The sequence below is a fragment of the Halosolutus halophilus genome (genome assembly GCF_022869805.1).
In the GTDB taxonomy this organism is placed as follows: domain Archaea; phylum Halobacteriota; class Halobacteria; order Halobacteriales; family Natrialbaceae; genus Halosolutus; species Halosolutus halophilus.
Window position 1 is genome coordinate 5,034,140 of sequence record NZ_CP094974.1, and the last position, 24,539, is coordinate 5,058,678.

At 66.7% G+C, this 24,539-nt stretch carries 26 protein-coding genes; 12 read left to right on the forward strand and 14 right to left on the reverse strand.

The window, feature by feature from the left end; genetic code table 11:
• Positions 1–84 precede the first annotated feature (84 nt).
• The 3 genes from MUG98_RS25080 to MUG98_RS25090 are packed head-to-tail and all read right to left on the reverse strand — an operon-like array spanning position 85 to position 2,601.
• A complete protein-coding gene (locus MUG98_RS25080) occupies positions 85–1,044 on the reverse strand; it encodes a GNAT family N-acetyltransferase (RefSeq protein ID WP_265110116.1) in 960 nt (319 codons plus the stop codon).
• A 7-nt stretch (positions 1,045–1,051) separates the two neighbouring features.
• Positions 1,052–2,347 carry a Glu-tRNA(Gln) amidotransferase subunit GatD gene (gene gatD, locus MUG98_RS25085; protein WP_265110117.1) on the reverse strand — a complete coding sequence of 432 codons (1,296 nt, stop codon included), beginning with the start codon at positions 2,345–2,347 and terminating at the stop codon, positions 1,052–1,054.
• Positions 2,348–2,403: 56 nt separating this feature from the next.
• The gene (locus MUG98_RS25090; protein WP_265110118.1) at positions 2,404–2,601 is read right to left on the reverse strand and encodes a hypothetical protein; all 198 of its coding nucleotides are present in this window, start codon (positions 2,599–2,601) and stop codon (positions 2,404–2,406) included.
• A 186-nt stretch (positions 2,602–2,787) separates the two neighbouring features.
• Here MUG98_RS25090 and MUG98_RS25095 point away from each other — a divergent pair, with 186 nt between their 5' ends.
• The gene (locus tag MUG98_RS25095; RefSeq protein WP_265110119.1) at positions 2,788–3,345 is read left to right on the forward strand and encodes a DUF456 domain-containing protein; all 558 of its coding nucleotides are present in this window, start codon (positions 2,788–2,790) and stop codon (positions 3,343–3,345) included.
• Positions 3,346–3,360: 15 nt separating this feature from the next.
• On the opposite strand, the gene MUG98_RS25100 is transcribed toward MUG98_RS25095, so the two are convergent.
• A complete protein-coding gene (locus tag MUG98_RS25100) occupies positions 3,361–4,041 on the reverse strand; it encodes an ArsR/SmtB family transcription factor (protein ID WP_265110120.1) in 681 nt (226 codons plus the stop codon).
• A 141-nt stretch (positions 4,042–4,182) separates the two neighbouring features.
• A complete protein-coding gene (locus MUG98_RS25105; protein WP_265110121.1) occupies positions 4,183–4,920 on the reverse strand; it encodes a hypothetical protein in 738 nt (245 codons plus the stop codon).
• Positions 4,921–5,304: 384 nt separating this feature from the next.
• On the opposite strand from MUG98_RS25105, the gene MUG98_RS25110 reads away from it, so the two are divergent.
• From MUG98_RS25110 to MUG98_RS25145, 7 genes are all read left to right on the forward strand, one after another.
• Complete coding sequence (locus MUG98_RS25110; protein ID WP_265110122.1) at positions 5,305–5,694, forward strand: DUF5802 family protein; 390 nt, start codon at positions 5,305–5,307, stop codon at positions 5,692–5,694.
• A gap of 29 nt (positions 5,695–5,723) precedes the next feature.
• Positions 5,724–6,647: a Vms1/Ankzf1 family peptidyl-tRNA hydrolase gene (locus MUG98_RS25115; RefSeq protein WP_265110123.1), complete on the forward strand. Its 924-nt coding sequence runs from the start codon at positions 5,724–5,726 to the stop codon at positions 6,645–6,647.
• 88 nt (positions 6,648–6,735) lie between these two features.
• Positions 6,736–7,755: an N-acetyltransferase DgcN family protein gene (locus MUG98_RS25120; protein ID WP_265110124.1), complete on the forward strand. Its 1,020-nt coding sequence runs from the start codon at positions 6,736–6,738 to the stop codon at positions 7,753–7,755.
• On the forward strand, positions 7,752–8,792 hold the full coding sequence (locus MUG98_RS25125) for a dipeptide epimerase (protein WP_265110125.1): 1,041 nt from the start codon (positions 7,752–7,754) through the stop codon (positions 8,790–8,792). Before MUG98_RS25120 ends, MUG98_RS25125 begins: the two co-directional genes overlap by 4 nt.
• A 51-nt stretch (positions 8,793–8,843) precedes the next feature.
• Positions 8,844–9,092: a hypothetical protein gene (locus tag MUG98_RS25130; protein ID WP_265110126.1), complete on the forward strand. Its 249-nt coding sequence runs from the start codon at positions 8,844–8,846 to the stop codon at positions 9,090–9,092.
• Positions 9,085–11,907 carry an MEDS domain-containing protein gene (locus MUG98_RS25280; protein ID WP_320443097.1) on the forward strand — a complete coding sequence of 941 codons (2,823 nt, stop codon included), beginning with the start codon at positions 9,085–9,087 and terminating at the stop codon, positions 11,905–11,907. Before MUG98_RS25130 ends, MUG98_RS25280 begins: the two co-directional genes overlap by 8 nt.
• Positions 11,908–12,148: 241 nt before the next feature.
• Complete coding sequence (locus tag MUG98_RS25145) at positions 12,149–13,090, forward strand: hypothetical protein (RefSeq protein ID WP_265110127.1); 942 nt, start codon at positions 12,149–12,151, stop codon at positions 13,088–13,090.
• 30 nt (positions 13,091–13,120) lie between these two features.
• Here the strand turns inward: MUG98_RS25145 and MUG98_RS25150 are convergent, their stop codons facing one another.
• Genes MUG98_RS25150 through MUG98_RS25155 form a run of 3 tightly spaced genes read right to left on the reverse strand, consistent with a single transcriptional unit; the run spans position 13,121 to position 15,013 of the window.
• Positions 13,121–13,585 carry an ATP-binding protein gene (locus tag MUG98_RS25150; protein WP_265110128.1) on the reverse strand — a complete coding sequence of 155 codons (465 nt, stop codon included), beginning with the start codon at positions 13,583–13,585 and terminating at the stop codon, positions 13,121–13,123.
• Between the two features lie 59 nt (positions 13,586–13,644).
• Positions 13,645–13,998 carry a DUF7972 family membrane protein gene (locus MUG98_RS25685; protein WP_486606258.1) on the reverse strand — a complete coding sequence of 118 codons (354 nt, stop codon included), beginning with the start codon at positions 13,996–13,998 and terminating at the stop codon, positions 13,645–13,647.
• Positions 13,988–15,013 (reverse strand): DUF7972 family membrane protein, encoded by a 1,026-nt coding sequence (locus MUG98_RS25155; RefSeq protein WP_265110129.1) that lies wholly within the window; start codon positions 15,011–15,013, stop codon positions 13,988–13,990. Before MUG98_RS25155 ends, MUG98_RS25685 begins: the two co-directional genes overlap by 11 nt.
• Before the next feature lie 204 nt (positions 15,014–15,217).
• Between MUG98_RS25155 and MUG98_RS25160 the strand changes: the two genes are divergently transcribed.
• A complete protein-coding gene (locus MUG98_RS25160) occupies positions 15,218–16,270 on the forward strand; it encodes a DUF7972 family membrane protein (RefSeq protein ID WP_265110130.1) in 1,053 nt (350 codons plus the stop codon).
• Here the strand turns inward: MUG98_RS25160 and MUG98_RS25165 are convergent, their stop codons facing one another.
• Positions 16,271–17,323: a DUF7972 family membrane protein gene (locus tag MUG98_RS25165; RefSeq protein ID WP_265110131.1), complete on the reverse strand. Its 1,053-nt coding sequence runs from the start codon at positions 17,321–17,323 to the stop codon at positions 16,271–16,273.
• 209 nt (positions 17,324–17,532) lie between these two features.
• Here MUG98_RS25165 and MUG98_RS25170 point away from each other — a divergent pair, with 209 nt between their 5' ends.
• The gene (locus MUG98_RS25170) at positions 17,533–18,030 is read left to right on the forward strand and encodes an FxLYD domain-containing protein (RefSeq protein ID WP_265110132.1); all 498 of its coding nucleotides are present in this window, start codon (positions 17,533–17,535) and stop codon (positions 18,028–18,030) included.
• A gap of 34 nt (positions 18,031–18,064) precedes the next feature.
• Here MUG98_RS25170 and MUG98_RS25175 read toward each other — a convergent pair whose 3' ends face one another.
• Entirely contained in the window at positions 18,065–18,412 is a 348-nt protein-coding gene (locus tag MUG98_RS25175; protein ID WP_265110133.1) for a hypothetical protein, read from the reverse strand.
• 130 nt (positions 18,413–18,542) lie between these two features.
• The gene (locus tag MUG98_RS25180) at positions 18,543–19,361 is read right to left on the reverse strand and encodes a PspA/IM30 family protein (protein WP_265110134.1); all 819 of its coding nucleotides are present in this window, start codon (positions 19,359–19,361) and stop codon (positions 18,543–18,545) included.
• A gap of 108 nt (positions 19,362–19,469) precedes the next feature.
• On the opposite strand from MUG98_RS25180, the gene MUG98_RS25185 reads away from it, so the two are divergent.
• Entirely contained in the window at positions 19,470–20,078 is a 609-nt protein-coding gene (locus MUG98_RS25185) for an alpha/beta hydrolase (protein WP_265110135.1), read from the forward strand.
• A 4-nt stretch (positions 20,079–20,082) separates the two neighbouring features.
• Here MUG98_RS25185 and MUG98_RS25190 read toward each other — a convergent pair whose 3' ends face one another.
• Complete coding sequence (locus MUG98_RS25190) at positions 20,083–20,454, reverse strand: ArsR/SmtB family transcription factor (RefSeq protein WP_265110136.1); 372 nt, start codon at positions 20,452–20,454, stop codon at positions 20,083–20,085.
• A gap of 101 nt (positions 20,455–20,555) precedes the next feature.
• On the opposite strand from MUG98_RS25190, the gene MUG98_RS25195 reads away from it, so the two are divergent.
• Complete coding sequence (locus MUG98_RS25195) at positions 20,556–21,830, forward strand: MFS transporter (RefSeq protein ID WP_265110137.1); 1,275 nt, start codon at positions 20,556–20,558, stop codon at positions 21,828–21,830.
• Positions 21,831–21,845: 15 nt separating this feature from the next.
• On the opposite strand, the gene MUG98_RS25200 is transcribed toward MUG98_RS25195, so the two are convergent.
• Positions 21,846–23,735 (reverse strand): ATP-binding protein, encoded by a 1,890-nt coding sequence (locus MUG98_RS25200; protein ID WP_265110138.1) that lies wholly within the window; start codon positions 23,733–23,735, stop codon positions 21,846–21,848.
• A gap of 245 nt (positions 23,736–23,980) precedes the next feature.
• The gene (locus tag MUG98_RS25285; RefSeq protein WP_320443101.1) at positions 23,981–24,250 is read right to left on the reverse strand and encodes a DUF7344 domain-containing protein; all 270 of its coding nucleotides are present in this window, start codon (positions 24,248–24,250) and stop codon (positions 23,981–23,983) included.
• Positions 24,251–24,539: the final 289 nt, after the last annotated feature.

The window sequence follows — 24,539 nt, forward strand, 5'->3', positions numbered from 1 at the left end:
AGAAACGGAACCAAAACGGGGAGAATAGCCCATATACCGACGGATTTCCCGGATTCCTTCCGCGGGGCCTACGGTGTCGCCACCTCACGCGTCCGCGACGAGGTCGATCCCGAGTACGAAGTCAGGTTCGTCGGACACGTCCGCACCCGCGTACGTGGCGTCGCTGACGTATCCGACCGTTTCTGGGATCAGCACGCGGGTCCGATCGGCCCCGAGCGTGGCGGCGTCTCGCGCGATCGCCCCGAACAGGGAGCGCGCCGCGTCGACGTCCGCCCACGCGGCGACGCCGTACTCGGCCCACGTTTCGGTGGCATCGCCGTCGGTGTCACCGTCGTCCGCCGCCGATCGCTCGACCGTCCGGGTCCGGTAGGCCGCACCCGCGAGCCCGTCGACGCTCTCGACGGCGAAGACGCTCGACTCGTCGGCGAAGCGATCGAAGTCGTCCCGCGTGAGTTCTCGGACGGCCCACGTCTCCTCCGGTGCGAGGCCGAGGCCGTCGAGGCGGGTCCGCGCGTCGCTGTGGGTCCAGTAGCGCCACGCGGCTGCGGGGTCGTTCGAGACGGGTGCCGGTCTCCTCGCCTCCGGATCGGGTGCCGGATGAGCGAAGCGAAATTCCATACTCGGGTCGAAGCCGCTCGCGCGGGCGGCCCCGAGGCCGGCCGTGTTCCACGAGAACACCATGATCCGGCCGACGGTCGCGCCCCGTTCGCGGGCCCACTCGAAACAGGCTTCGTTCAATCGTCCGCTGACGCCCCGTCGTCGCGCGTCGGGCGCGACGCGCATCCCCTGGAACCACGCCTCGTCGGTCGAGACCATGACGCCCTGGACGATCCCGGCGACCTCGCCGTCCAGTTCGGCGACGAACGTCTTCTTCGGTTCGTCGTCGTCTTCGAGCCACTCGTGGTAGATCCGGGGGATGTAGTCGCCGCCCCGATCGCTCCAGAGGTCGTTCGTGAAGTCGACGACGGCGTCGTAATCGTCGTGTCTCGCGCGGCGGATCTCGATCCGGTCGTCGCTCGCCGATCGCCCGTGTCCGGCGCTCATCGGTCGATCACTCCCAGGGGACCGATCGCTCCCGCAGTTCGCCCGCGAGCGACGTCCCCATCGCTTCCTCGACGTCCTCGGCGTTTTCGAGCGCCCACATCAGTTTGCCCTTCGCGGTACCGGGCAGGGTGTCGCCGGCCTCGATCACGCCCGCGTCGAGGAGGTCCCGACCGGTGTCGTAGACCCGATCGCAGACCCGTCCCTCGAGACACTGACTCGTCATGACGGTCGTCGTCCCGTCCTCGATCAACTCCTCGATGCGCGGGACGAGGTCGGTGTGGACGTGGCCGAGTCCCGTTCCCTCGAGGACCAGCCCTTCGCTTCCCTCGACGACCTCGAGGAACGCGGGGTCCATCCCCGGCGTGAACTTCAGGAGTTCGACGTCGCTCTCGAGTTCGGGCTCGATCGCGAGGTCCGTCTCGCCCCGTTCCCGGTACTCGCGGCGGAACTCGACCGCTTCGGTCTCGCGGTTCGACGCCGCTCGACCGTTCGAGTCCCCCTGGGCCTCGCACGCCTCGTAGTCGACTTCGCCCAGCGGTTTCGCGCCGATCGTCTCGAACGCGTCCCGCCGCGAGGTGTGGTTCTTGCGGACCCGGGTGCCGCGGTGGAGCGCACAGACGTCGTCGCTCTCGGAGGCGTGCATACAGACCAGCACCTCCGCACAGTCGCTCTTGGCGGCCTCGACGGCACAGACGGCGTTCATCACGTTGTCCGAGGAGGGCCGATCGGCCGACCGCTGCGAGCCCGTGAAGACGATCGGGACGGGAGTGTCGAGCATGAACGAGAGCACCGACGCGGAGTACTGCATGGTGTCGGTCCCGTGCATGACGACGACGCCGTCGGCACCGGCGTCGATCTCCTCGTGGACGGCCCGGGCGAGGTCCTGCCAGATCTCCGGATCCATATTCTCCGAGAGGATGTTGGCGACGACGCGGCCCCGGTAGTTCGCCCGACCCGCGAGGTCCGGCACCGCACGCAGGACGTCTTCGGCGTCGAACTGCGCCGTCACGGCACCGGTGCGGTAGTCGACGGTCGAGGCGATGGTCCCGCCGGTCGAGATGAGCGAGATCGTCGGCAGGTCGTCGTCGAACTCGACGGTCGACCCGCTCTCGTCGGTACTCGTGCCGTCGATCTCGTAGACGTCCTCCTCGAGGACCGAGACGTCGGCTTCGGCCCGATCGACGCCGACGTTGTACCCGCCCTCGAGTTTCACGACGAGGTGATCGTCCGTGCTGGAGGGAAGCAACACGCCGTCGTACGTGCGGTCCGCGCGATCGACGCGGACGCGGTCACCTGGGTTCATGGGTGGCCGTTACGCAGCAGGCGACTTGAAGGCACGCTTTCCCTGCAGGGATCCGGCTACCCGACCAGCCCGACGAGGATCAGCCCCAGCCCGGTCAGCAGGAGGACGGCGGCGATCAACGCGGTCAGCAACCGGATGCTCGACAGCGCCTCTTCCGCCAGGTCGAGCCGCGGATAGAAGCGTCGGGCGGCAGACAGCAACCCCACCCCGAGCAGGATCGCGATGGCCCCGAAAACGATCAACTCGGTACTCACGGCGTACGAGTACCACCCCCGGTGTAAAAAAGACGGGGCCCGTCGCTCGCTCAGTGGATCCACAACTGTCACACCCCGTTACTCGATACAGGCAGTTCCCGCAGCCGCGAGAACCGCCGCCTCGATCGCAACCTCTCGTGGCCGTCGGGGAAAGGTCCTTGCCGCCAGCCCACGTCACGCTCTTCTATGAGCGATCGCTCGGACGAATCGACCGTGTCCCGGGAGGGTGCCGCCCGCCCGACGGACGACCTCCTCGAGGAGACGGAGGAGTTGCTCTCCGACGCGGCGCCGTCCTCGACGCCGGTAGCGGATCGATCGAGGGAGCCGGACGCGCCCGGCGACGAGTCGACGGACGCCGGCTCTTCCCGACTGTCCGGACTTGCGCCCTCCCTCTCGCTCGGCGCGTATTTCTCCCCGAAAGCGTTCTTCGCGCTCGTACTCGCCCTCGGGGCTGGGCTGCTCGCGGGCGGCACGGCGATCCCGATCGGCGGCCGGATCGTCGGCATGTTCGCCGTCGCCTTCGCGATCGGGCTCGTCACGTCGAAACGGCGCTACCTCGAGACGACCGCCGCCGGGGTCTCTGTCGGGGCCGTGGCCGCGCTGGCCAATCACGCAGTTATCGCCGTCGCCGGTTCGAGCCGCGCGATCGTCGCCGTCGGGGCGACCGTCGGGCTGGTCTCGTGCGTCGGCGGCTACTACTTCGGTCGCGACCTGCGGGACGGGGTACGTCGCGACGTCGAATGAGCCGTCGCGCCCTCGTCACTCCTGTTCGGCTTCGTGGGGCCGGTTCGTCGACAGCTCCCAGCCGCGCTCGGTTCGCCGAACGACGCCGTTGTCGGCCATGACCTCGAGCAACTCCGCGACGACCTCGCGAGGTGCGTCGATGTCCTCGCTGAGTTCGCCGACGGACTTGGGTTCCGATCGAATGCTCGCGAGCAGGTCGGCGTAGATGCGACTCTCCGGTCCGGCACCGATGTCCTCCGAGATCCGATCGAGGACGTCACAGAGCCGCCCCTGGACCCACCGCTGGGCCAGCGAGAGTTCGTTTTCCAGCTGTTCGAGATCCTCGAGCGCGGCAAGCAGGTCGTCGAGGCTGTCCGTCTCGTCCCACGAGACGTCCAGCGAGAGGTGCCGACAGGTCGTGATGTCGAAACTGCTGTTCGCGGGATAGGCGCTCTTGCTCGCGTAGCCGTAGGGAGAGACGTTCACCTCCAGCCTGACGTTCCGGGCGATGTGAAAGTACTTCCGTCGCTGATCGTCGACCCGGCTCTCGATCAGACCCGCTTCCTCGAGTTTCCGGAGATGCTCGATGACCGCCTTGGGACTCACGCCGAGGTACTCCGAGATTTCGGTCACGTAACAGGGTTTTCGGGCGAGTAACCGGAGGATTCGTCTCCGATTTTCGTTCCCGAGCAAATCGAGCAACGCGGCGGAGTCCATCGGCGGACCGTAAGCGGTCACCGCTGAAAAGCGTGTCTTCTCTCCGCAGGTCGGTGTGGACGCGACCGGGCCTCGCCGTCGCCACTGAAACTCAGTGCACACCCGATCGCTCGGGCGAGGTGCGATCGGTGCGACCCCGTTTCAGTCGGAACCAACGTCGTCGCTGTCTGCCGGTGAGCCCCGGTCGCCGTTCTCATTTCCCGTCTCGCCGCCGTCGGTCCCTTCATCACCGCCGTCCGAGCCGATTTGTCCAGTGTCATCCGTCTGGCCCGGTGCCTGACCGTTTCCCTGGTCCTCCTTCGACGCCCCCGTCTCACGATCGTCCGGTGGCCCCTGTCCGGGCACTCGATCGGGGCCGACCATCCCGCGAGCCATCTCCGCGACTTCCTTCCCGGCGAGTTCCGAGGCGTTGTTCTTGAGCGTCCGGAGGCGTTCCTCGTCGACGCCGGTTTCGGCGGCCCGGGGGCCGTTTTTCTCGATCGCCTGCTCGAGGCCGATGATCTCGACCGTCAGCCTCGCCAACCGGGCCTGGTACTGTCCGTGCGACATCTCGTCTCGCTGGTCGCGGAGTGCCTCGCGCTCGGTCTCGAGGTCCTCGAGACTGTCCTCGAGTTCGTCGGTCCGCTCCGCGACGATCTCGGCCTTGGTCTCGTTGTCGGCGGTCTCGTACCTGGCCTCGACCATCCCTTCTTCGATCGAGTTCTCGGCGTCCGCCGTACTCGCCTGCACGAACGTCGACACTGTCGTGTTCGTCTCCGTCTCGTCGGACGACTCGTCCTCGGTGATCGCGCTCGCGACGGCCCCGCTCCCGATGGGGGCGATCGTGAGGCCGACGACGGTTGCCAACACGAGAAGGGCAACTGCCCGTCTGGAACTCATTACGCCGTAGTATCGCCCAACATCCTAAAAAGACGGACCTTCGTTCGGACCGTTCAATCGTTTCGATCGGCGGCTGAGATTCGTTTGGAGTGTTTACAACGATTGCAGGGACCGTCGATCGGGTCTCCCGGCCCGGCCGATCGAGGACTCCCGATCGTCGGTTCAGGCATCCGTTGATGGCCGTGTCCGATCGCTTTGACTCTCCTTGAACGTCATGTTCGGTGCTCAGTTCGGCGGACGTGAACGCCGTGTCGGTCGGCGCGTTCCGGGAACGGTGATCCGGAGACGCACGGCGGTCACGGGCGGTCAAAGTGCGCTGATAGCGCGCCAATTTATACTTGTCTGCCAACAGTTATGTCGTTCCGGCCCGTGTCACTAGGTAGCATGTTCGAGGTGTTCTCGCGGAGCTACTATCTCGGACGACTCTACGTGACGCCGACCGAGAGCGATCGCGCGCTCATGCAGCGCGACCAGCACGAACGGATCAACGAGGAGGTGTACGCGAGCGGCGAGGGGCTCGAACGGCTCGATGCGCCGCTCGTGATGAAACTCGAATCGCAGCACTTCCCGGTTCACGGCGACGACGCCGTCCCGGCGAACACGCTGGCGCTCCCCGAATCGATGCTCGAGGGAACCGACGTTCGAAATCCCCCGTCGCTCCGGGAAGTGTTGCTCGCCCGCCGCGAGCGCGCCCGACAGTTACTCGAGTTCGCCGGGGGCTGGGAGACGCCCCGTCCCGATCTCGACGACGATTATCCCGGTGCCGGAACCTAGAAGTAGTCCCGCTTCGCGTTTGTCGCCAGATGCTCGACGAGTTGCTCGGACGCGCCTCGCTGAAAGAGCGCATCGACGATCTCGAGGAGGAGAACGAACGATTGCGAGAGCGCTACGAGGCCGAATCCGAACGCCGGGCCGACGCCGCGACGGCCAGACAGGAGGCCGAGGGGGAGGTGAACCGGCTGGAAGACCGCATCGCGCAACTCGAGGGCGAACTCGATCGGGTCGAGGAGGCCGACTCCGGGCCGACCGTCCGCCGTCGCGAGCAACTGCGCGGGGCTCGACTCGCCGAGGTTCTCGATCGGCTGGCGTCGGTCCGGACCGGTCCCGAGGGTGCGCTCACGGCCCCCGTCGGTGAAGCGGGACCCGACGCCGCCCGGGACGATCTGGAGGACGTCCTCGGCGATCGAGTCGCGCTCGTCGACGACGCCGCGCCCTGTCTCTGCTGCGTCGACGACGCGGGCCTCGTGTCGGTGACGCTCGACCCCCCGATCCGGCTCGATCGCGACCCGACGTGGGCCGATCGGTTCGCGATCGAGCGCGAGTGGTTCCTGCCGACCGGTCGGTACGCGCTCGCGCTCGCCCGGACGGACCTGTTCGCCGTCGGCGTCTACGAGGCCGACGAGCGCGTCGACTATCGCGGCTTCGAGAGCGACGTCAAGGGAAGCCACTCGAAAGGCGGCTTCTCGCAGGCCCGGTTCGAGCGCATCCGCGACGAGCAGATCGACGCCCACCTCGATCGCTGCCGGGAGGCCCTGACGACCGCCGTCGAGGACGCCGACACGGATCGGCTCTACCTCGTCGGCCAGCGCGGCGTCGTCGAGACGCTCGCCGAGGAGGCCGCCCTCGATCCCGACGCGACGGCCGCCGTCGACGCGACGGGGACCCCGAAGTCGGCCCTTTCGGACGCCCATCGATCGTTCTGGACGACGGAGTTGCGGGTTCTCTGATCGCCGGCGTCCCGCCCGTCGGGTTGGGCCGGATCGAGCGATCGGTGCGGGTCTTCAGGGTTAAATAGTCGCTCGTCTAGCCTCCGGTATGCGCGTTGCAATTCTCGCACACGAGAAGTTCCCCGATCGGGCCAAGACGGCCCTCGGGGTACTCCGGTACGCCGACTACGACGCCGCCGCCGTCCTCGATCGCGAGACCGCCGGCGATCGCGTCTCCGACTTCGTTCCGGACGTCCAGGACGCACCGATCGTCGAGGGCATGGCCGATCTCGAGGCGAGCGAGGTCGACGCCCTGCTGATCGGCATCGCGCCGATCGGCGGCGACTTCGACGAAAGCTGGCGCGAGGACGTCCGGACGGCCCTCGAGTACGGCTGTGACGTCATCGCCGGCCTCCACTACTTCTTGGAAGACGACGAGGAGTTCGCGCGACTCGCCGCCGAGAACGACTGCGACCTGTGGGACGTCCGCAAGCCACCCGAGGACCTGACGGTCAGCGAGGGCGTCGCCGGCGAAGTCGACGCCGAAGTGGTCCTCACCGTCGGCACCGACTGCTCGGTCGGCAAGATGACCGTCTCGATGGAACTCGCCCGCGACGCCCGCGAGGCGGGGTACGACGCCGCCGTCATTCCCACGGGTCAGACCGGTATCATGATCGAGGGCTGGGGGAACCCGATCGATCGGGTCGTCTCGGACTTCACCGCCGGCGCGGTCGAGGAGATGATCGTAGAGAAGGGTGACGAGCACGACTACCTCTTCGTCGAGGGGCAGGGGAGCATCGTCCACCCCGCCTATTCGGCGGTCACCTGCGGCATTCTCCACGGCTCGATGCCCGATCGACTGGTGCTCTGTCACGTCGCCGGCCGCGACGCCGTCCACGGCTACGAGTCGTTCTCGCTGCCGTCGATCGAGACGTACGTCGACCTCTACGAATCCCTCTCCGACCCGGTCAGCGAGGCGCCGGTCGTCGCCGGCGCGCTCAACACCGCACACCTCGAGGACGACGAGGCGCGCGAGGCCGTCGACGACTACGCCGCCGCGCTCGACGCGCCCGCCACGGACGTCATCCGGTTCGACACCGACGAGGTGCTGGAGGCCCTGCTCGAATGAGCCTGCATACCGCGTTCGAGCGTCACGCGCTGCCGCTCGAGTTCCCCTTTACGATCGCCCGCGGCACGACGACCGAGGCCGAGGTCGTGACCGTCCGCGTCGAAGACGACGACGGGACAGTCGGCGTCGGCGGTGCCGCGCCGTCGTCCCACTACGGAGAGACCGTCGACACCGTGACGGCCGTCCTCCCCGACCTGCTCGCGGTCGTCGAGGACGTCGGCGATCCCCACCAGCTCGATCTGATCGAGCGGCGGATGCGCGAAACCGTCCGTCGGAACCCGGCGGCTCGCTGTGCGGTCAGCATCGCGCTCCACGACCTCGTCGCGAAACGGCTCGATCTCCCGCTGTACCGGTACTGGGGGCTCGATCCGGCCGAAACCCTCGAGACCTCCTACACGATCGGCCTCGATGACACCGAGACCATGCGCGAGAAGACCGAGACGGCCCTCGACCGCGGTTTTACCACGCTGAAGGTCAAACTCGGCACCGATCGCGACGTCGAAATCGTCGAGACGATCCGATCGGTCGCCCCCGACGTCCGGCTGTTCGTCGACGCCAACGAGGCCTGGACGCCTCGCGAGGCCGTCGGGAAGATCGATCGGCTCGCCGAGTACGACCTCGCGTTCGTCGAGCAACCGGTCCCGGCCGAGGATCCCGAGGGACTGCGCTACGTCTACGAACGGTCGTCGGCCCCGATCGCCGCCGACGAGTCCTGCGAGACCCTGCACGACGTTCCGCAGATTGCGGACCGGTGTGATATCGCGAACCTCAAACTCATGAAGTGTGGCGGCCTGCGGGAGGCGAAACGGATGATCCACGCCGCGCGCGCTCACGGGCTCGAGGTGATGTGCGGCTGTATGACCGAGTCCAACGCCTCGATCGCGGCGGCCTGTCACCTCGCGCCGCTGCTCGACTACGCCGACCTCGACGGCTCGCTCCTGCTGGCCGAGGACCCCTACGACGGCGTCCCGATATCCGACGGCGAGATCGATCTCGCGGGGCTCGATCGAGCGGGGACTGGCGCAGTGCTCGAATAGGGAGCGCGATCGGGGGCACCTCTCGCCCGAAACCGGGACGTTCTCGGTCCCATGGAGATCGAGAATCCCGTCCCCGGTGCCCGCTATCGCGGGATCGTCGCATCGAGAGTGAAACCCACGATATCCTTTTCCCTCTCGATCCGCTCACCGTTTTCAATGAACGGACCTCCGACGTCGACGACCGAGAGGGCGGCTATGCAGGCGGTCAGATTCGGTTCCAGTCCCGGCCACCGTCTCGACCCGCTCGATCCGGTGGTAACCTGCCGGTCTCGAGGAGCAGTGGGGATGATGGATGAGTAAACACACGTCTCAGAACGAAACGCCGGGCGAATCGGTGACCGTCGAGACCGGGCTCGAGGCGCTTCGGTCGAGTCCGGCGTTCCGCGGGCCGGCCGCCCCGCTCGACGATCACGATCACGCCAACGACCACTTCGCTCTCATCTACGACTCCCGGGAGGAACAGCTCGCCGCCGCCATCCCGTTCATTCGCCAGGGCCTCGAACGGGGCGAGCGATGCCTGTACATCACCCACGAGAACTCCAGGGACGAGATCGTGGCGGCGATGCGCGCCTTCGATATCGACGTCGACGCCGCGCTCGCATCGGGACAGCTCTCCGTCCACGACGAGGACGAGACCTACCTCCGGAACGGCACGTTCGACGCGGACGAGACGATCGAGTTCATCGACGCCGCCATCGCGGAGGCCACGGAGGAGTACGAGGCCCTGCGCGTGACCGGCGAGATGAGCAGTGTCTTGCGCGAGGATCCCGACTGCGAGGAACTCGTCAAGTGCGAGGCCAAGGCCAACTACCTCTTCGACGACGTGGATGGACTTGCGCTCTGTCAGTACAGCCGCGAGCGGTTCCCCCCGGAGGTCATCCGCGACGTCATCAGCACCCATCCCCTCCTCGTACACGACAGCCGGGTCAGCCACAACGTCTACTACACGCCGCCCGAGGAGTTCTTCAGCCCCGAAAAGTCGGAGCGCGAGGTCGATCGACTGCTGGGGACGCTCCGGGAGCAAACCGACGCGAAAGCCGCACTCAAACGGCGCGAACGCTTCCTGCGCCGGAGTTACCAGATCACGTCCGACCCCACGCTCGACTTCGAGGAGAAACTCGAGCACCTGCTCGATCTCGGTTGCGAGCGGTTCGGCCTCGAACTCGGTGGGGTGGCCACCGTGGACCGCGAAGCCGATCGGCTCGAAGTCGAACACGTTAGCGGGGACTACGAGGGCTACGAGCCCGGGCTCGAACTACAACTGTCGGAGACGTACTGCGCGGCGGCCGTCGAGGCCGACGAGGAGGAGAGCATCGTCGATCCCGTGGCTGCCGGATACGACGATCGTCGCGCCTATCGTGACCACGGGTTCGAAACATATCTCGGTACCACCCTCGACATCGAGGGCGGGCGCGATCGGACGTTCTTTTTCCTCTCCGAGGAGTCGCGCGACGCGGCGTTTTCGGAGGCCGAGCGGACGTTCCTCGACCTGATGGGGCAGTGGGCCGCGTACGAACTCGAGCACCGCCGGCGCGAGCGGGAACTGCGCGAGCGGACTGAGCATCTGAGTGCGCTCGTCGAGACCACGCCGGAATGTATCAAGACCGTTGTCGCCGACGGCACCCTGCTCCAGATGAACCCGGCCGGGCTACACATGGTGGGTGCCGACTCGGATTCGGACGTGATCGGCAAAAGCGTCTACGACCTTATCGCCCCCGAACACCGCGAGCTGTTCCGCGAGTTCAACGAGCGGATCTGTCGGGGTGAACGCGGGACCCTGGAGTTCGACATCGTCGGGCAGAACGGCACGCGACGACACATGGAAACGCACGCGACACCGCTTCGTCATCCCGATGGGACGACCTCTCACGTGGCGCTGACGCGCGACATCACCGAACAGGTCGAGCGCGAACGCGAACTCGAACGAGCGCTCGACTTGCTCGAGAAGACCGAGCGCATCGCGGACGTCGGCGGCTGGGAGATTGACACACAGACGATGGACGTGTTCTGGAGCGACCACATCTTCGAACTTCTCGGGACGTCCGTCGACGAGGAACCGTCACTGGACGAGGCGCTCGACATGTACCACGAGGAGGACAGGCAGATCGTCGAGGGTGCCATCGAGGCGGCGCTCGACTCCGGCGACCCCTTCGACGTGGAGGCACGGCTCCGGACGGACGGCGGCGAGGTGCGCTGGCTTCGGCTGCAGGGCGTTCCAGAGACCGTCGACGAGGAGGTCGTTTCGCTCCGCGGAGCGGCCCAGGATATCACCGAACGCAAAGAGCGCGAGCAACGGTTAGAGGAGGTGATCGATCGGCTCGAGGCCTCGAACGAACGGCTCGAGCAATTCGCCTACGCCGCCTCCCACGACCTCCAGGAACCGTTGCGGATGGTGTCGACCTACCTCAGGCTCCTCGAACGACGGTACGAGGACGCGCTCGACGAGGACGGCGAGGAGTTCCTCGAGTTCGCGGTGAACGGGGCCGATCGGATGCGCGAGATGATCGAGGCCCTGCTCGCCTATTCGCGGGTCGAGACGCAGGGCGACCCGCTTGAGCCCGTCGACCTCGATGCCATCCTGGACGACGTGCTATCGGATATCCAGGTCCAGATCGCCGAGTACGACGCCGAGGTCACCGTCGACGACCTCCCTCGCGTTGCAGGGGACGCCAGTCAGCTGCGCCAGGTGTTCCAGAACCTGCTCGAGAACGGGATCACCTACAGCGGCGACGACCCGCCGCGAATCGAGATCACCGCGGAGCGGAGCGAGGCGCTCGACGCCTCGGAACGAAGTAGCGCGGAACGTAGTTCCGCGGAGCGTTCGAGCGAGCACGGCCCGCGAGAAGACGGCACCGCCGCGGAGGACGACGGCGCCGAATGGATCGTGTCGGTTCGCGACGAGGGGATCGGCATCGATCCGGACGATCAGGACCGCATCTTCGAGGTGTTCCAGCGGCTTCACACCCACGGCGAGTACGACGGGACCGGAATCGGCCTCGCGCTCTGCGAGCGGATCGTCGAACGCCACGGCGGCGAGATCCGGATCGATTCCGAGCCGGGCGAGGGGACGACGGTCTCGGTGACGCTTCCGGCGGTACAGGCCCACGACGACTGAGCCGATCTGCGTATCGATCGCTCCCTCCGAAGTCCGTCTCCGGCACAGCGCGATCTCCGCGACCGATCCGATCGCGGGTTTTGACGTCAGTCGGCGTGTACTGCCTGGCAGACGGGTACCACCGTCGCTCCTTCGATCGCCGATTTTCGTCCGCCCGCGTTCGTATATATCGTAGCGATCGTTCCTCTAGAGCCGATCCCGACTGTCGTTTACAGTCGTGGCGTCCGTGGCGAGACACGTCATGCACGACGGGCACGAAGACGAACGCGATTCGTCGCAGCTATCCCGGCGCGCGGTCCTGCAGGCGACGAACGGGGCGGTCGCACTGTCGGCCGTCGGATCCGCACGGGCCGGTAGGGGTGGGGGCGAGGCCGAAGCGCAACGAGCCCGGCTCGATCGGCGCTGTCCCGAGGCGACGATCGAGCCGAGTCACGGCTCCTGTGCGGGCGCAAGCGTGGAGGGGTGTGACGACGACCATCCGGTGACGGTCGAACTCAGGGAGGCCGTCGCGGAGACGCTCTCGGAACGGTACCCCGACGTCGGGTCGTTGCTCGACGACGAATACAAGCCGTACTTCGACACGATCGGCGGGGGCAGCGGCTACTCCCACTGGCTCAGCCCCGGGTACATCGGCGACGGAACGATCCTCGACCCCGACCGACCGGAGTCAGTGCTCGTGGACGACGAGTCCTGGCGGCCGATCGGCATCATGTTTATCGCGACCAGCGACGGCGACCCCATCTCGCCGCCGCCCGTGATCTACGACGCGGCGGCCGACGTGACGTACGAGGACGAGGTCGCCCCGGCGGTCCCGGAGTCCGACGCCGGCGAGGATCGCGACGGGTCCGAGGATCGCTGCTCCCCGTGGCACTACCACGCGGGCCTCCCGTCGCGGTTCGCGTGGTGGTACTATCGACAGGTGTACGAGGGGGACTACGAGGACGGCGATGTGCGACTCCCCTGTCGGACGCCCTGTATGCTCCACGTCTGGGTCGTCGACCATCCCGAAAGCGTCTACGCCCACGATGCGCCGCCGGTGGAGTACCGCGATCGAGAGCCCGCGGACGAACCCGGTTTCGAGACGGACGCTGACCCCGGCGAGGACGCGCTCGGCTGGGACGTGCTTCCGGACGAGGTGACGCCAGATCGATTGCCCGACGAATTCTCCGTGCTGGGTCCCTGAAGCCCGCGCTCGATCGACTCGCGGCCACGCTCACCCGCTGGCAGCGTCGATCCAGCTCCACGCCGACAGCGCGGTCACGATCCGATCGGCGGTCTCCGTGACCGAGCAGTCGTCCGTGTCGATCTCGAGTGCGGCGTCGGGTTCGTCGAACTCCCGGTAGATCACGTGGACGCCCTGCTCGTCGATCGGATCCCCACGCGATCGATTTCGCTCGAGACAGGTCTCGAGGCTCGCCGTGAGGCGGACGAACCGGACGTCGTCGAGGGTGCGAAACTGCGTCTGCCACTCGCGCCGGTAGAACGTGCCGTCGACGACATGGATCGCGTTCTCGGGTCCCTCGGTGACCCGCTCGTAGAGCCGTTCGTACGTGCGACTCGAGAAGTCGTCGGAGTGGTGGGTCTCGACGCGCACGCCCCGCCTGGTGAGCCGCTCTCGAACCCGGTTCGCGATCGTCGTTTTGCCGGCACCGGGCGGCCCGCAGATCACGAGGATCACCGTCGCTCACTCGTCGTCGAACGGGGTAACCTCTTCCGTTTCGAACACCCTCACCGATCCTACGGCTCCCGGTCGATCGCCTCGCCGCGGCTCGACTCCCGGCGGATGAACGGGCCGATCGCCGGCGTCCGTCCGGCCATCGTCGCGATCCGCAGGACGAAGGCGATCGACGGGAGAAACGGGGTGACGGCGATCGTCGCCGCCAGCGCGACGATCTCGTGACCACGAACGTGACCCCGATAATCAGCGCCTGGAAGACCGTCTCGATCGGATCCACCACTCCGACGAGCGCCCTGAGCGAGACGGGACCGAGCCGGGCGACGACGAGCAGTTCGACGAGGACGAACGGCATGCGCGCAGCGGTGACGGCCCGCCGTACCGCGCGTAGCGGCGCCGATCGGGTCAGCCGAGATCCTCGTCCCGCTCGGACTCCCGGAGGATGAACGGCCCCATCGCGAGGGTTCGCTTGGCGACGGACGCGATCCGGAGGATGAAGACGATGAAGACGACGAACGGTGCGATACCGGCGACGAAGCCCGCGCTCGTCACCCAGACGAGGTTGTCGACGCCCAGCGTCGTCCCGGGAAGCGCGTTCCCGTCGACGTACATCAACAGCAGTCCCATCACCGTCAGCGCGGGTACCGAGATGTAGAGGAGCGCCCGCGAGAGGTTGATCAGTTCCCACTGGAAGTACAGCGTCTTGAAGTGCTCGCGGGCCGGCCCGAAGAACTTGAGAATTGTGATCATCTCGCTGATCTCCTCGACAGTGTCGTCAGACAGTTCGTCGCCGTGATCGGAGCGGATCTTGCGGGCGTCGTAAATCTTCCGGGAGTAGTTGAAGTTGAGCGCGTTCCAGATCACGTCGAACGTCCCGAATTGAGCGTTCTCGAGGTCGCCCTTGACTACCTGCGCGTTCTCGACGACGTCGTCGACGTAGTCGTCGATCTTCGCCTGCAGTTCGTCGCTGTGGCCGCCGGCCATCGCGTGTTTGAGATCGGTCGTTTCCTCCTCGATGCCGTCGACGAGTTCGTAGAGGAACGCCGCCGGTTCGGGCGGAGTCACGTCCTCCTCGAGTTCGTCCTCGATGTCCCGGCGGAAGCCCATGGCCTCTTGCATGCGATTGCGTTGGTCGCCGACCGCCCCCAGTTCCTGGGAGAGGACCAGCTGATTGATCGTGACGACGATCGAGGTACCGGTGATGATCGCCCCGATGAACGCCGAGAAGATCCAGAAGGTGCCGTTGTGCCGCTGGACGATCACGCGAAGGGGCGTGAGGCCGAGCCAGCTGAACCCGACCAGGATAGCGAACACGGTCGCCAGCACGGCTGCCGTGAAGAGCCACCGGTTCAGCCGGAGCAACACCCACAGTTTTGGGCCGCCGACGCCGACCCGCTGACCCAACACGTCGCTCGAGTCCGAATCGCTCATTGACCGTGACGAACGAACGACGTCGGCGGATAAAATACCCCCGCGGGAGTGAGCAAACCCGCGGTCGTCCGATCGGCCGTCGAACCCCTCTGAAACCGGCCCGAGCGATCGACCGGACCCCCGTGAAGCCGGCCTCACCGATCGCAGGCGACCGTGCGAACGACGAAAACACTTGTCCGGACGGCCATGGTACGGACGGGTCGTATGACCGAGTCCGGTCGGAGCGAGAGCGACGAGACCGCCACCACGATGGCCGACCGCGTTCGCGGCGGCCGTCCGGTGCTGTGGTTTCTGGTCGAGGGCAACCGGGTTCTGGTGGCCGGTGTGATGCTCGTCGTCGCCTACGCCCTTCTCATCGGTCTCGGCGAGTTCGGTCCCGGCTCCATCGCGAAGCTGTTCGAACCCGATCCCGTCTTCGCGCTGTTCACGCCGATCATCATCGGGATCATCATGGGCGTTAGCCTCGTGTTGACCTTCAACCAGCTCGTCCTCTCCGAGGAACTCGGTCCGGTCGCGGACCAGCGCGAGCGGATGGCCGGGGCGATGGAGTTCCGCGAAGAGGTCGAGGACGCCGTCGGACGGGAGACGAGCCCCCCGGAACCGTCGATCTTTCTCCGCGGTCTCGTCGACGCGACCGCCACCGAGGCACGGACGCTTCTCGAGACCCTCGAGTCCGAATCGGACGTCGACGCGGCCGCTCGCGAGGACGTTCGCGACTACGCTCGTGGGATCGTCGCCGACGCCGAACGGGTCACCGATACGCTCGAAGGTCAGCAGTTCGGCCGGTTCGAGGTCGTCCGGGCCGCCCTGGAGTACAATTACTCCTGGAAGATCTACACCGGTCGACGCGTCCGAAACCGACACGCCGGGGCGTTGCCGGAGGACATCGTCGAGCGGATCGACGACTTGCTCAGAATCCTCGAGTTCTTCGGGCCGGCCCGCGAGCACTTCAAGACGCTGTACTTCCGGTGGGAGATCATCAACATCTCGCGGGCGCTGGCCTACATCGCGCTGCCGGCGCTGTCGGTCGCGGCCTACATGATCCTGGTCTTCGAGACCGGCGACGTGGCCGGGACGACGGCGGGGTTCGATCGCGGGCTGTTGATCGTCGGCCTCGGGTTCGCCGTCGGCGTAACGCCGTTCGCGATCTTCCTGTCGTACATTCTCCGGATCGTCACCGTCGCGAAGTGGACGCTCGCCATCGGGCCGTTCGTCCTCCGGGAGACCGATCGCGGGGCGGACGTCGAGTGGGAGTGACTACCGGTCCTCGCCGTAGGTCACGTCGAACGGTCCTTCCTCGGGGTCCTTCTGGGGAATCATCGGGCCGATCGAGGCCGTCCGGCGCGTGACGGTCGCGGTGCGAAGGATGTAGGACGCGAGGAGGGCGAGTGGTGAGAGGCCGACGATAATTAGCGCGACGACGACGTAGGGAAGCACGACAGTACTGACGCTCGGTCCAGCGAAGTCGGCGAACAGGAGGCCGACGAGGATCGCCGACAGGATCGAGGGGACTCCGCAATAGATCGTGAGCTGTGAGAACCGAGTGAGTTCCCGCTGCAGGTACGTCGTTTTGAACTGCTCGCGGGCCACGTTGTACAGCTTCAACGAGTCGATCAGGTCGTCGAGGTGTTCCATCGCGGCTGGTGACAGCGAATCCCCGTATTCGCCGCGTAGGTGGGTGGCGACGTGCAGATGCCAGGCTTCGTCGTAGTTGATCGCCGCGGAGACGGCGGTAAACGAGCCGAACTCCCCTTTCTCGAGTACCTCGTCGACGCGCTCGGTCCGCTCTCGAACGCTGTTCGTGTACTGCGTGACCGTTTCGCGGACATTCTCGTCGTCGTGAGTCGTCACGGCGTCGGCGAGGTCGGCGGCATCGTGTCGAATCGATTCGACGAGCAGTTCGAGGATTCTCGTTGGCGTGGCCGGGCTCGCCGGCACGCCCACGTCGGCTGCCACGTCCCGCCGGAACTCTACGACGTCTTCGAGTCGATCGCGCGCTTTGCCGGCCGCGCTGAACTCCTGGGAGAGGATGAGCTGGTTGACCGAGACGACCAGCGTGACCAGCGAGAACGTCCCCGCGATCATGCCGCTGGCGACCCGCGTGACGGAGTTCGGGTTGACGAACGAGACGATACCGATCTCGTGAAGGACGAGCAACAGGACGACGACGCCCAGTAACAGGAGCGCCGCGACGGTGACGCGATTGCCCTCGACCACGATCCACTCGCGAACCCCGGCCAGCGTTCCCGATCTCGCGCCGACGTCGGCTCCGTAGCTCTCGAGCGTCTCGTCGGTCCGGGAGGATCCCATGGCGACACGTTCCACCGACTCGACAATAAGGGCCTGCGTTGCATACACCGCTCGCACCGACGTGGACGGCGAGCGATGCGACCCTGCGCGCCGCCGATGCAGGGCTTGCGCCGGACGCTGTCGGTTCAGGGCCTACACTGAAATACGTCGGCGGTGTCGATTCGACGTATGCCCGGTAACGGAACTACCTCGCGGACGTACGCCCGCCGATGACCCGAAGCCGACGGCGATTGCTCGCCTCGATCGGTGCGGGTATCACAGCCGCGGCCGCCGGCTGTACCGGTAGCGGTGGACTCGGCGGCGAACCGACCTACGAAGACGGGACCGTCGACGCGAGAAACGCCAGTAACGTCTCCAACCGATCGGCGACCCAGATGTCCGCGGCGGAGGCGGTCGCCGAACGGGAACCCAACGACTCCGTGACGCCGCTCGATCCGCTCTCGCTGATCGAACACGAGTTCGTCGTCGAAGACGGCTATCTCGGATCGACCATTCAGGGGATCGTCGCGAACACGGGCTCCGATCGGATCCAGATCGTCGAAGTCCGAACGCGCGTCTACGACGACGCCGGAAACGTGCTGGGCCGGTATCTCGCCAGTACCGGCGACCTCAACGGCGGATCGTCCTGGTCGTTCCAGGTCGTCGTCCTCGAGTCCCCGGCCGACGTCGCGGACTACGACATCACGGTACTCGGAACGCCGACGTGAACTTCCGCTCCGTTCGGGGTGCCGTCGGCACCCCCTACGACGAGTCCATCCCCTCGACGAGGTCGTCCTCGATCGCATCGACGATCGCGTCCGGACTGTCGTTTAGCGCGTAGGCGGGTCGTCCCTTCCCCGTCGGCGACGTTTCCGCCCTGTCGACCTCTTCGACGACGCCCTCGTCCTCGAGGCGGTACAGCGATCGCATCACGTCCGCCTCGGTGAGCGTCCCGACGACGGTTTCGACGTCTTCCAACCGCGCCTTGCACACCCGCCTGAGTTCGGGCGTCTGCACCGGCGTCTCGCCGTCCCGGTCGAGGGCGACGACCCCGAGCAGGACGGCCTGATCGGTCAGTGAAAGCGAGTCCAGGGGTTCCTCTGAAGCCATACCGTCACGTTCTACCTGGAAGATCGTATTCGTTTCTCCCGCGACAGATACGACGGGTGACAGGATGCCGTCAGGTTGGAGCCCGACGCTCCCCGGTACAGGCCACGAAAACGGTACCGATCGCGTCGACCTACTGATTCTCTTCGTCCTGCAGTTCTGCGAGTTCGCTCTCGATTTCGTCGTCGTCGACCTCGCTCTCGAGATCCTCGATCTCTTCCTCGTCGACCGCCTCGGAGTCGGCCGTGGACTCCTCGACGCCGACGTCTGACTTGAGCGTCTCGAGTTCGGCTTCCACGCCGCTGTCGGTCGAGAGCGCTTCGAGTTCGCGATCGATGCTGTCCTTGTCCGAGAGGACGTCGTCGAACGCGCCGCTCTCGTGGAGTTCGTCCATGGCGGCCGCCCGGGCCTCCATGTCCTCGGTCTGTTCCTCGGCGCGTTCGATGGCGCGGCCGACGTCCTCGAACTCCTCGCCGGTGGCCGTCATCGCCTCGGAGACCGAGGAACTGGCCTTTGCGGCCTCGTGGCGGGCCTTCATCGTCTCCTTTTTCGTGCGGAACTCCTCGATACGCGTCTGGAGTTCGTCTTTCTGCTCGATCAGCCGATCCTGCTGGCTCTGCAGGTCCGAAATCTGACGGTCGAGGTCCTCGATCTGGTTCATCTTCGTCTTCTTCTTCTCGAGGGCGCGTCGCGCCAGGTCTTCCCGGCCCTGTTCGACGGCCGTCCGAGCCTGCTCGTTGTGTTTGTCGACGTTCTCCTCGAGGCGCTTTTTCTGCATCTCGAGGCGTTTCTTCTGCGTGGTGAGGTCGGCGATACCGCGTTTGACGTCCTGGAGCTGGTCACGCATCTGCTCGTAGGAATAATCGAGCGTCTCCGTCGGATCTTCGGCCCGGTTGAGCACCGAATTGATCTTCGACCGGATGACGTAGGAAGTTCGCGAGAGGATGCCCATGTGCCTACCTATCGCTCGCCGCCCTTAAAAACATCACATGAGCGACAGTCGCCGCCGAAATCGACGCCGCTCGCCGAATTGATTACCCGCGGTCGCGAACGCATCCCTATGAGCGACGTGTTGCTCCCCGGCGGTCGCGACGTCCGGGGCCGACTCGAGGAACCCGACGCGAAGACGCAGGCGGTCGTCGTCGCCTGCCCGCCCCATCCACAGCACGGTGGCTCCCGAACCGACCGGCGGCTCGTGGCAGTGAGCGACGCGCTCACCGAATCGGGGATCGCCTGTCTCCGGTTCGACTACGGCCCGTGGGACGAGGGCTACGGCGAGCGCGAGGACGTTCGCAACGCCGTCCGCTGGGCCGCGGACGACGACCGCTTCGAGCGGATCGGCCTGTTCGGCTACAGTTTCGGCGCCTCGCAGGCGCTGCTCGCGTCGGCCTCGGTCGACCGGGACGTCGCGGCCGTCGCCGCGCTCGCGCCGACGGCGACGCTCGGCGAGGGACTGGACGCCGTCGAGGCGCTGTCCGCCCTCGAGGCGCCGCTGCTGGTGCTGTACGGCGAGCGGGACACGACCGTCGACTGGGAACCGGTCGTCGACCGCGCGACCGATCGCGGCGACGACGTCTCGTCGCTCGCGGGCGATCACTTCTTCCTCGGCAAACACGGCGCCATCGCGAGCGAGGTCGCCGCGTTCTTCGAGCGCACGCTGCCCGCGTAGCGGCTCACTCGCGCCCGAACCCGGGTGACGCGAGGTGGACGTGATACAGCTTTTCGCAGCCCTCGTCGCCACAGACCGGACACGGTCCGTCCGTCGACGTCGTCTCGAGCGGCGTTCCCGTCGGCTCGACGTTCGCGATCAGTCGCGTTCCCGCGGGGCCGAGTTCGTACCCGCCGTCGGTCTCGCGGACGAAGTACTCGCAGAGTCTCGTCAGGTGGTAGTTGAACTTGCCCGAGTCGCGGATCCCGACGCGTTCCCGGAGTTCGGAGAACGACAGCGGCTCGTCGACCTCCGCGAGCGCCCGCAGAATGGCGATTCGCGTCTCGTTGCCGAGTACCTCGAGCGCGTCGGTCGGGTCCTCAGTGCCGCGTGACATGTCGGATCGTTCGAGGGTCGACGACAAGAGTGTACTGTCCGATGCGTTACAGAAATTCGGTTCGCCGAACGGTAATGTGGGTGGCCGGACCACTGCCGGTGATGGCCGAACGATACGGACCGTGGTCCGGTGGAATCGTCGACCGGCGAACGGCTTCGCTGCTCGGAAACGTCGATTTCCGGCGCCTGTACGCCGGACACGCCGTAAGCCGGATCGGTGACGAACTGTACCTCGTCGCGTCGATGTGGCTCGTCTACGCGCTCACCGGGTCGACCCTCTACACGGGCCTCGCGGGCTTCCTGAGTCGCTTCCCGCAGGCAATCGGGTTCCTGCTCGGCCCGCTCGTCGACCGTTCGCCGCTGGGACGGCTCCTCGTGGTCGTCGAACTCGCCCAGGGGGTCGTCGTGCTGGCTGTCCCCGCCGCTGCAGCGCTCGGGTTCCTGGACGTGTGGGTCGTGCTCGCGATCATGCCGGCCCTCGCGACGCTGGCCAGGCTCTCCGATCCCGCCCAGAACGCGGCGATCCCCCGGCTCGTGGACGACTCCCTCCTCGTCCGGGCCAACTCGCTCGCGTCGACCGGTGACAGGGCGATCGGAGCGCTCGCCCAGGCCGGCGCCGGTGCGGTCATCGCCGCCGTCGGGGCCGTCGCCCTCTACGCGGTAAACGCGGCGACGTTCGCGGTGAGTGCGCTGTGTTTCGCGCTCGTCGCGATTCCGTCCACCGAGATGACGGGGACGATCCCGTCGGCCCGGGACTACCTCGCGGACCTCCGCGAGGGCGTCTCGCTCGTTCGCGGCTCCGTGATCGGCCACCTGGTCGTCGCCGCGAGTCTGGCCGTCGCCTTCACCGGGATGGCGACGGCCGTCCTCCCCGCGTTCGCCGACGCGATCGGCGGTGCCGGGACGTACGGACTGCTGGTCGCCTCGATGACCGCCGGGACGCTCGTCGGTGCGATCGGCGCCTCGAGACTCGAGTCCGCCCCCTTCGGCCCCGTGACGATCGCCGGATTCGCCGCGGCGGCCGGCTGCTGGCTCGTGGCGGTTTCCGTCGACTGGTTGCCGGCCGTGCTCGTCTGTTTCGGTCTCGCGTTCGTTCCCGTCGGCAGTTACAACGTCCTCGTCAGTGCGGCCCTGCAGACGGGCGTTCCCGAGGATCTCCTCGGCCGCGTCACCTCGACGACGGGCAGCGTTACCGCGGTGGTCGGCCCCAGTGGGCTGCTACTCGGCGGCTACCTTGGCGACGTCCTCGGCAGCGCGAGCGTCATCGTCGCCTCGGCGATCGGCTTCTCGCTGGTCGCGAGCTACTGGCTCGCCGTTCCGTCTCTTCGCGGGTTCCCGTCGATCGGGACCCTCGAACCCGGCACCTTCGCCTGCTAAAGACGTCGTCGTCGGTCAGTCCCGCCCGTGGCGTGTCAGACACTTCGGCAGGCCGATTAACTCGACGGGTTCGGAGTTGTCCGGCGAGTAGACGACCATCTGCCCTTTCTCCATGTAGGGCACTTTCGACTCGAGGTTGCTGGGGATGTTGACGCTCTTGATCGCGTCCTCGTCACCCAGGTTGAGGACGATCGTCGTGTTGATCTGCTTGAAAACGGCGTCGTCGATGTCCTGTGGGTCCTGCGTGATGAGGAACAGTCCTAGCCGTTCCTTCCGGCCCTGTTTGGCGGCCTCGGTGAACTTGTTGATGACCTTCCCCGCCTGCACCGAGTCCGCGTCGGTCAGGAAGTTGTGTGCCTCGTCCATCCCGAGCACCAGGGGCGTCTCCTTGATCCGATCGTAGGTCGGGTCGTTCGAGAGTTTCTGGTCGATCAGCAGCGACGAGAGCGCGAGGACGACGGCCTCGGTCGCTCGCGTGTCGTTGACGTGGTAGGTCGGCACGACGCTCAGCCCGCCCGGCCGGACGAACTCGTGGACGAGGTCGGTGATCGGCCGGGCGTCCTGGTCGAAGACGTGGCCGAAGCCGAGCACGCGGCGGCGCACGGCGTCGAAGGTCGCCTCGTGGACGCGGCCGGACTCGTCGAGTTCCTCGCGCAGCGCGGGATCGTCGAGGAACGTCGTGAACTCCTCGTAGGTCCCGTCTTCGCCGTACTGGTTCCGAAATCGGGGCAGGAGGACGCTGACGAGCGCGCCGTACTGGTTGTCGTTCAGTCCGCTGCCCGCGACCAGCCACGGGTTCTCGTGAACCATCTCGAACGGGATGGTGAACTCGACCTGTTCCGCGCGGTGGTGGCTCGCCGAGTACGTCGCCGATCCCACTTTCGGGACGAACACCGTCGTGTCGTCGTGGCCGCCGTAGGCGATCCCCTCGCGATCGAGTCGGCGGGCGAACTCGCCGTCTAAGTCGGGGTTGTCGTCGTGCATCTGGGCGTACTCGTCCTGCGGGTCGAACTGGACGACTGCCGGCTGGACCGATCGGCCGTCTTCCATGGGATACCGGCGCTCGTCGGCGAGGTACTGGCGCAACACGTTCTTCGCGCCGTGGGTCTTCCCCGACCCCGTGCCGCCGGCGATCAGCGTGTGGCGGAAGACGAGCGGATCGCCGGCGGCGTAGTCGTCCTTGAGGCGGTAGTCGATCGTCGGCGGGGTCGTCGCCGTCCTGACCTTCTCGCCGCCGACGGAGAGGTGTCCGAGGAAGACGCCGTCGTCGGGCATCTTCAGCCCCGTCTTGATCTCCTCGGTGTCGGTCGCCCGCTTTACGACCGTCTGGGGTTTCGGGACCCGATCGGTCATTCGGCGCTTGAGTTCCCCGTCGTCTCGCGGGTTCTGCCCGCTCGACGCATCCGCGGAGCGTGGCTCCGCGCTGTCCTCGTACAGCACCGCGACGGGTTCGAGAGTCGCGACGAATTTGTAGTCCGCCTCGTCGACGCCGTCGGTTCGCATCGCGCGTCGGGCGTGAATTTCCGTCGCGTCGTCGGCGTGGTACTGCTGGGCGTACTCGAGCCCGGTGATCCGACAGAACAGCGATTCCCCGTCGGGATACGGCGCGATCAGGTAGCTCCCGATACGGATCGACGATCGGTTGTCGCGGGTGACGTACGCCCGGAGCGAGGTGTCGTCGTCGTCCTCGGCGACGCGAAGGCCCTGGGAGACGCAGATGGTCCCGATTCCGACGTCTTCCCCGCGTGGCTCGACGGACGTGCGTTCGAAGTCGTCGTCGGCGTCCGCGTTCGTTCCGTCGCTGGACGTCGACACCGAGTCGGTCCCGCCGGCGTCGGCCCTGTCCCCGTCGGCGTCGGCGTCGGCGTCCGCAGTAAACTCGCCAAAATCGCCCAGATCGGTCATGGTACAGACATCCCGCCGAGTCCACAAACACGTTTCCCTCCGGCTGACTGTCTCCGATCGGCGACCGTCCGCGCGAGACGACGGTTCGACGAACCGAACCGCCGCAGGTGCGGCTACGAACGACTACGACTGTTGCTGTTCGTCGCGGAAGGCGGGGTGAGAAATCGTGACGTTCGGACGTCCGTTCATCGGCGGTTTCGTCGGCCGGTACGACTCGATTGCGGATCGGGGCTCGGCGACGCTCGTCAGACCAGCGTGGGGAGCGAGTAGTCGGTCCCGCTCACCAGCCGGGAGTCGGCGTCGTACTCGAGGAGTCCGACGTCTTCGAGCGCTGGCAGGTGCGAGTGGTGAAGTTCGATCCTGGCCCGATCGGCGTCGGCGGCGACGTCGTGATCGGCGAGTTCGGCGGCGAGCTGGTCGAGCGAGAGCGGCCGATCGCTGTCGGCGAAGATCGAACAGAGCGGGAGCCGGAACCGGGTGAACGACGGTCTCGAGGACCGCGTCCCCGGCGTCACTGTCCTCGAGCAGCGACGACAGCTCGACCGGGTCGATCGGGAACGACTCGTCGAGTTCGGCACCGGTGTCGACGTCCCAGTCCACGACGTCGTACCCGGCCAGCCGGGGCAGATGGTTGTGGACGAGGCTCACACGGACGTCGTGGCGTGCCTGTCCGTTCGAGACGTCCCGGGACTCGCGGGCGACGAGTTCCGACGTCAGCTTCGCGAGGCTGAGTCGCCGTCCGTGGGTGCCGAGGATCTCGAGGATGCGGAGCCGTCGCGGGCTTCGGAGCACGTCGTAACACTC